This window comes from Nitrospira sp. BLG_2, from assembly GCF_049222245.1.
The window spans coordinates 1-7,396 of the sequence record NZ_JBLYIG010000199.1 but is presented as its reverse complement, the minus strand read 5'-3'; the positions used below and the strand labels follow the sequence as shown (position 1 = coordinate 7,396).

Genomic DNA, 7,396 nt, shown 5'->3' with positions numbered 1-7,396 from the left:
GGCCTCATTCTGACCGACGACTCGCTTATGAAGAAACTCTTCCATACGCAGCAGCTTGTTGGACTCTTCTTCTTCCAGCTTAAAGAGCGGAATACCGGTCATTTTTGAAACGACGTAGGCGACATCCTCTTTGCCGATCACGGGCTTGTTCTTTTCCTGATTCTTTTTCCATTCTCGTTTGGATTCGTCGAGCAGCTTACGGAGCCGTTCTTCTTCCTCCCGATGTCGTACGGCTTCCTCGAAATTCTGCATGGATATCGAGAGTTCCTTTTCTCGCGAAACCTTCTTCAGCTCTTGCTCCATCGCTTTCAATTCAGTGGGAAGCGCATAGGTCTGAAGCTTCGCCCGTGACCCGGTTTCGTCTATTAAATCGATTGCTTTGTCCGGAAGGAACCGGTCGGTGATATACCGATCGGACAACTTGACGGCCTCAACGATGGCGTCTTCCGTGATTTCCACTCCGTGATGTTCTTCGTATCGGTCTCGAAGTCCTTGGATGATGCGGACAGTTTCGTCGAGATTGGGCGGTTGAACATGAATCGGTTGAAATCGCCGTTTCAACGCACCATCTTTTTCAATATGCTTTCGATACTCATCCAGCGTTGTGGCCCCAATGCATTGGATTTCTCCGCGTGACAAGGCCGGCTTCAACATATTGGAGGCATCAATGGACCCTTCTGCGGCTCCTGCCCCAACCAACGTATGCAACTCATCGATAAAAATGATGATATTGCCGGCTTGAACTATCTCCTTCATCACGACCTTGAGACGCTCTTCGAACTGCCCTCGGTACTTGGTGCCGGCGACCAGAGAACCCAGATCTAAGGCAATGACCCGACGAGAGAGCAGATTATCGGGAACTTCAGATTGAACAATCCGTTGAGCAAGTCCTTCGACGATGGCGGTTTTTCCGACACCGGATTCACCGATCAGGACAGGATTATTCTTGCTCCTTCGACTGAGGATCTGCAGTACACGCTCAATTTCATCGGCCCTGCCTATCACCGGATCTAGTTGACCTTCTTGGGCCAACTGAGTCAGATCACGACCGAATTCGTCGAGAGCCGGAGTATTACTCTTCCGATCACGCTCGCGCGGAGCCGACTTCCGCAGAAATGTCACAGTTAACTGCCGTGCAGTCAACAGATTTGCGCCCAGACTGCGAAGGATTTTTCCACCTATCCCTTCCTCTTCACGAAGAAGGCCGAGAAGAAGATGCTCGCTGCCGATGTGATTGTGACCGAGCAAACGGGCTTCTTCGACTCCGTATTCGATGACCTTCTTCACACGTGGGCTAAAAGGAATCTCCCCGAATGTCATAGTGGTCCCTCCGCCAGGCAGATTTCGCTCGATTTCTAACCTGATCTGCTCTGTAGAGAGTCCCATTTTCTTCAGTATCATCAGAGCAATGCCATCGGACTCACGAAGTATGGCCAAGACGAGATGTTCAGTCCCTAGATAGTCGTTCTGATGCCGCTCGGCTTCCTCGCGAGCGAGGATGATGATCTTTCGACCTTTGTCCGTGAATCGTTCGAACATCCTGCCTCCTTACTCGTGAATGCGAACCTTGGCCGCGTTCGAGCAAAACCGTTGAAAAATCTTGGCCTAATTCTAACCACAGTATTCTTCAGAGTCAAGGTTGAGCGGATAACAAGACGGCATGGCACTTATGACAAACATCGATCGTTGTTTCTTTTCTTCTTGCAGAGCAACTCATTCATGTGATTGACCGTGCGTTGACATAAAAAGAAGCATCCCGATACAATCGCCCTCCTTTGACCGCTCGCGCCTAGGCGATCCATGAAAAGTAAAAGTATCGGCATTCTCACCAAACCAAAGTTTCCTGAAGTCAGGACTACATTGCTCGGGGTCGTTGCATGGCTCCGAGCCCGCAGCATCAATGTCCTTCTCGATACAACGTCTGCAATGTTACTGAACGAACCTGGCGGAATTCAGAAAACGCAACTCGCCGAGAAGGCCGATGTGCTTTTAGTGCTGGGCGGAGACGGAACCATTCTGAATGCCGCTCGACTGGCTGCAGAACGAAGCAGTCCCATCTTGGGTGTCAACATGGGCGGGCTTGGCTTCTTAACCGAGGTGCGGCTGGACAACCTCTATCCTTCGCTGGAACGGGTTTTCGCTAACGACTTTACTCTCGACGAACGACTGATGCTAGCGACGCACGTTCATCGGCACGGAGAAACAGTCGCACGAGGAATCGTACTCAATGATGTCGTCATCAGTAAAGGCACCCTCGCTCGTATGATTGAACTACAGATCGCCATAGGGGGCCAGTTCGTGACAAATCTACGTGGTGATGGCCTGATCATCGGAACACCGACAGGCTCTACCGCCTATTCCCTTTCTGCTGGTGGACCCATCATGAACCCCGCCCTTCAGGCGCTCATCTTAACCCCAATTTGTCCCCATACATTGACGCATCGTCCGTTAATCGTACCAGATGATGTGGTCATAGAAGTGACGTTGACGAGTAAGGACGACGGATCGATGGCCACACTCGATGGGCAAGTTGGCGTTGCCATGACACAGGGAGATACGGCAGTAATTCAGGCTTCAGACTATCGGACGAGACTGATTAGATTTCCAGAAAGCCACTACTATGAGGTGTTGCGGGAAAAACTGAAATGGGGGCATGGATAAGGGCGCGATTCAACGACTCTGTGCGCTCCCCTATCCAATATATTTGTCAACATATTCAAGCATGTCTTGATTTGCTGAAAACTTGAACTCTCCGATACAGTCGACTTTCCCGGCAAATGCGCGTTCTGCCACATCGAGTGCCCGTAAGCCGTTCACGTCGACTGGACGACTTTGCCGCTTTCGGAGAAGGGAGTGCACATGATCAAGCACCACTTTCACGTCTCTGCCGCTCTTAGTCGCCAAATAGCGCTCGACGATTTCCGCACACCAATCTCCATCACGCTTCGCGACGCCGACGAGACCCTCACTAGCTTTTCGAGCCCAACCAGCCAAAAATACACCATCCATCACCTTGCCTGTAGACTCATCGTAGGCCTGAAAGAGTGCATCATCAGGATCATGACCGGTCTTATTGGGATTCGTGGTAAACATCCCGTTTTTATAAGGTAGACCAACCGTTTCATCCACCTTGTCGCCGACAGCAAAAACAACCGAATCGCAGGAAAATTCATAATACTGCTTTAACCCCACGGCGACGGTATCTTCACCCTTCGGGTCAAGTCGGTTATCTTCCATTTCAAGTCCGCGAACCCGATTATTGCTGTCGACCAGAATGCGCTTTGGAGATGCAAGGAAGCGGAACCCCATCTTTGTCTCGGTCAGCTTCGGCTCGCATTTAGTAAACTCGTCGGTGAATGCCTGTAGGACTTCATCGGGATTCTGCCCAACCTTGGCAAGACGGTCCTTGATGCGCTCAAACTCGGCTTTAATCCCCTCGAGATCCATGTTGGCACAGATGCTGCGAATTTCCTTTGGATTGTACTTGCGTTCCACGGGTCCCCGCCTGACGATCGCCGTGACCCGTTCTACTTTCTTGTAGCGAATCAACCAGTGAGCAATGTCCACCATCACATCCCCCGCCCCGATCACGGCGACATGTTTTCCCATATCAAAGGGGCGATCGCCAAAGCCCGGTAAACGATTGAAGTGATAAACCACATCTTTTGCATGAAACACGCCGTGAGCCGAGTCCCCTTCGACACCAATGGCCTTGGTTCCCTGCGCACCGATCGCGAAGACAATCGCGCTTGCACCCAGCCCCTGCATATCTTCAACCGTGAGGTCCTTACCATTCCCGATGGAGACATTCCCAAAATAATGGACGTTCTTCTGTTGAAGAAGTTCCCAATACTGTTTCTTGAGACCCCCGCGCAGTTTCAGCTTAGATGGGAATATCCCGTATTCTGCCAATCCGCCGAATTTAATATCACGATTGAGAATAATGATTTCGTGGCCGGCTTTCGAGAGCGCGCTGGCAACAGCCATACCAGCCGGTCCCGCTCCTGCCACGACAACTACTTGCGCCAGTGTCCCACTCATACCGTGTTCCTTAAGAAATTATGTATAGAAAAACCTGAAATATCAACGGATCGCGGACTGTAGCATAGCCTTTCCCATACTGTCAAAAAGCGCGTGAGTCGACAGACAGCCAAGCGAGACTTCGACTTGCCGGTGTACATACTGTCGTTTACAATGCCGCCGTCTTCAGGTCAGGTTACAGAACAATCTCTATGCCCACTGACGAATCACTCTCTCTGCACTTAGTCAAGAAAGCTCCGGCATCTCCCGTACGCTACTGTCCCGTCCGCAGAAGCAACTGTGTCCTTCCTCTCAAAGAACTGAGCATAGATGAAGCATACGCTGTCTCAGACTTCGAGCTTGCTGAGGAACTGATCGCCCGAGGTGCCGACAGCGCACGCATTGCTATCAGTCCGCACGATTCTGCTGAAACCCAGTATCTAGGGTATGCCCAAGTAGCGGCAGGTAAACAACTGGTCCCTGCCTCACCGTTCGATTTCAAACAATCGATCGTCATTGTCCTTCCAACCTATAATGAACGCGCCAATCTTGAGGCGCTTGTCTCGGCGATCGGCCAATATCTTGTGACCGATATCTTGATCGTTGATGATAACTCGCCTGACGGAACCGGAGAGTTAGCCGATCAACTCAGTTGCAAGCATGGACATGTACATGTCCTACACCGGTCGAAAAAAGAAGGACTTGGACCGGCTTATCTCGCTGGCTTCAAGTGGTCACTGCAGCGCAATTACAACCTTATCATCGAAATGGATTGTGACTTCAGTCATGCTCCCTGGGATCTGCCACGCTTGGTACATCGCAGCCGGACTGCCGACCTTGTAATCGGGAGTCGCTACGTGCCCGGCGGGGGGACTGAAAACTGGAACGCAAGTCGCCGTTTTGTCTCTCGCTGCGGGAACACCTACGTCAGCCTCTTCTTGGGCTCCACTATCCGTGACTGGACGGGAGGATTCCGTTGCTATCGTCGTGATCTCTTGGCACGGATGAACCTCGAAACCGTCCGGGCAAAAGGGTACATCTTTCAAGTAGAACTGGCCTGGCGAGCCCTACGGCTGGGTGCGGGTGTGGACGAATTACCCATCCGCTTTTGTGACCGTATTGAAGGCCAGAGCAAGCTCGGCTGGCAGTCCATCGCCGAAGCACTGGCGGAAGTACCCAAAATGTATTACTTAGGTCTGAGGGGTCGATAAGACGTTTCTCTTCCTCTTTCCATTTCTTTCGGCGACCTTTTCTCGCATCAACTAGAACGCGCCCCATACCGTTTGGCGGCCCGTTAACACAGCGACTCATGAGTTACACATGACCTTATGAGGGAAACCTCCGGATCCGGCGGATCGAGTTTCGCCAAATCGATGATGAGTTCGTCCTTCGCATTAGCCAAAATACCGTCCAGCAGGCTGCTCTTCATGGGAATCACGGCTTGGGACGGCTGAAAGATCAGATCGAATCCCTTCGCCGCAGTCGGCCGCATAGGGTAACGCCGATCATAAATCATCCCATAAGCCGGGATGCCGTAAATGATTCTCCAATTCCCCAGAAGTATGTGCAGTTCAGTCCCATGAACATACAGTCCGCCCGTCGTGATAATTCGTCTTGAGAATGTCTGCGGCTGGCTCAAATAGAAGGTAACCCGCTCATTGTTTCTCGCCTCCGCCAGCGCCTCCGATATGCGTACAGACAAGAGGTCCAACTCTTCATCCGTGAAGGCCGGAACCAGGGGAGATTCTCCTCGTATCCACCGCTGCAACGCAATCCAATGCTCCTGTACCTTCAATCCCGACAAAATGGTCCGTAATTTTTCCGGTTCGATCATGAACGGATGGCTATGGTGGCTCGGCGGCCATTCCGGGAGCACTTCCGAGTCCTCTTCCAATCGCACAAAGTTGACCGGATCCTCATAAATAATTCGCGATGGCACATGGGGAGCGGCGCAACCGACCGACAGTGCGGAATAAATCATGAGAAGTACGGCAACCATCCGGCTTCTGCTATTATTGATCTCTTTGCAGCTCACGTCTCACCTTCCCGCTCATCCTTCACTGATCGTGACGGTCATCTCAACTCGCTCCAGCGGATTGTCTCTCCCATCACGCTTCATATTGACGATCTTGTCGGCCACCTCCATTCCACTGACCACCTCTCCAAAGACCGTGTATTGCCAATCGAGAAAATTAGCGTCTGCGACACAAATAAAGAACTGTGATCCAGCGCTATCCGGATCGTTCGCGCGGGCCATCGACACGATGCCTCGCTTGTGCGGAGTACTGTTGAACTCCGCCTTCACCTTGTAACCCGGTCCGCCCATTCCATGGGATGAACGGTCAGAATTCTTACTGTTGGGATCTCCGCCTTGAATCATGAAACCAGGGATGACACGGTGAAACGTCGTCCCATTATAAAATCCGTCTCGGGAAAGTTTGACGAAATTATTGACGTGGCCTGGCGCCACATCATGAAAGAACCTAAGTACAATTTCTCCCACGGGTTGCCCCTTACCCTTAACAGCAATCGTTGCCCGTATCCTATCGCCTCCATCAGCCATTACATTCGTCCTTTCTAGATTTAGCGAAAGAGAAATGGCGGGGGCGCTATTCCCGCCTCCAATCCCTGATTGACGGCCACCCAAGAGGCACCATCATCGCTGCGAAACACCCCCGAGCTCGTCCCCGCATACAGACCTTTATCCGTCGACCCGATCAACACTTGCACGGCAAGGTTCGCCAGACCTTTATTGACGGGAATCCATTGCCTGCCCTTATCCACGGTCTTAAAAATCCCATGCCCAGTCGCCACAACCACTCCTTGGTCACTACATACGATACCCCTGATGGAGTCGTTGGGTAGAGCCCGGCTGATTGGTCGCCACGTCAGGCCTCCGTCGGTGCTGCGAAAGACTCCACCGTCGAACGTGCCGGCAAAGATACTCTGGTCCTGATCAATCACCAAAACACGAATGAAGTTTTCAATCATTCCCTCGTGGTCTTTCAACCCATGCCGCATACGAACCCAGCCGGTCGAGCGAGGGCTGAACCGAAAGATGCCTTTACCGGAAGTGCCAGCGAACAAGGTTCCATCCGCAGAGCGAGCGAGGGCATGGACCAGAATATCGTCTAACCCCGACGTCACAGACGTCCAACGATCCTCGGAGCCATGCAAGCGATACACGCCGTCTCCGGTACCTGCAAAAAGCTCGTGGTCCACTGTCAGTAATGTTTTGACTTCAAGCCGTTTGAGCCCCGCATTAACCGGCTGCCAGCTGTTCCCGTCATCGCGCGAGCGAAACACTCCACCACGAAACGTACCGGCATAGACTGCTCCGTCTTCCGTGGAGGCCAAACTCAAGATAAAAGGATCA

General features: G+C 52.0%; 6 protein-coding genes and 1 pseudogene. 2 read left to right on the top strand and 5 right to left on the bottom strand.

Translation table 11 applies throughout. The features are described from left to right. The coding region (locus ACOSYY_RS05465) for a Clp protease N-terminal domain-containing protein (RefSeq protein WP_421661254.1) at positions 1-1,539 on the bottom strand (1,539 nt) is incomplete at its 3' end. Positions 1,540-1,800: 261 nt separating this feature from the next. On the opposite strand from ACOSYY_RS05465, the gene ACOSYY_RS05460 reads away from it, so the two are divergent. Continuing rightward, positions 1,801-2,661 (top strand): NAD(+)/NADH kinase, encoded by an 861-nt coding sequence (locus ACOSYY_RS05460; protein WP_421661253.1) that lies wholly within the window; start codon positions 1,801-1,803, stop codon positions 2,659-2,661. A 30-nt stretch (positions 2,662-2,691) separates the two neighbouring features. On the opposite strand, the gene ACOSYY_RS05455 is transcribed toward ACOSYY_RS05460, so the two are convergent. Continuing rightward, entirely contained in the window at positions 2,692-4,041 is a 1,350-nt protein-coding gene (locus tag ACOSYY_RS05455; protein ID WP_421661252.1) for an FAD-dependent oxidoreductase, read from the bottom strand. 191 nt (positions 4,042-4,232) lie between these two features. On the opposite strand from ACOSYY_RS05455, the gene ACOSYY_RS05450 reads away from it, so the two are divergent. After that, on the top strand, positions 4,233-5,231 hold the full coding sequence (locus ACOSYY_RS05450; protein WP_421661251.1) for a polyprenol monophosphomannose synthase: 999 nt from the start codon (positions 4,233-4,235) through the stop codon (positions 5,229-5,231). Positions 5,232-5,314: 83 nt separating this feature from the next. Here the strand turns inward: ACOSYY_RS05450 and ACOSYY_RS05445 are convergent, their stop codons facing one another. The 3 genes and pseudogenes from ACOSYY_RS05445 to ACOSYY_RS05435 all read right to left on the bottom strand — a co-directional run. Beyond that, positions 5,315-6,055 (bottom strand): hypothetical protein, encoded by a 741-nt coding sequence (locus tag ACOSYY_RS05445; protein ID WP_421661250.1) that lies wholly within the window; start codon positions 6,053-6,055, stop codon positions 5,315-5,317. A gap of 15 nt (positions 6,056-6,070) precedes the next feature. Next, entirely contained in the window at positions 6,071-6,583 is a 513-nt protein-coding gene (locus ACOSYY_RS05440; protein WP_526023286.1) for a peptidylprolyl isomerase, read from the bottom strand. 20 nt (positions 6,584-6,603) lie between these two features. Further along, positions 6,604-7,396 (bottom strand): annotated as a pseudogene (locus ACOSYY_RS05435) (hypothetical protein); the annotation flags it as partial.

Coding starts and splice junctions, on each gene's coding strand:
- ACOSYY_RS05455 (WP_421661252.1), bottom strand. CDS start 4,041: ATGAGTGGGACACTGGCGCAAGTAGTTGTCGTGGCAGGAGCGGGACCG.
- ACOSYY_RS05460 (WP_421661253.1), top strand. CDS start 1,801: ATGAAAAGTAAAAGTATCGGCATTCTCACCAAACCAAAGTTTCCTGAA.
- ACOSYY_RS05450 (WP_421661251.1), top strand. CDS start 4,233: ATGCCCACTGACGAATCACTCTCTCTGCACTTAGTCAAGAAAGCTCCG.
- ACOSYY_RS05440 (WP_526023286.1), bottom strand. CDS start 6,583: ATGGCTGATGGAGGCGATAGGATACGGGCAACGATTGCTGTTAAGGGT.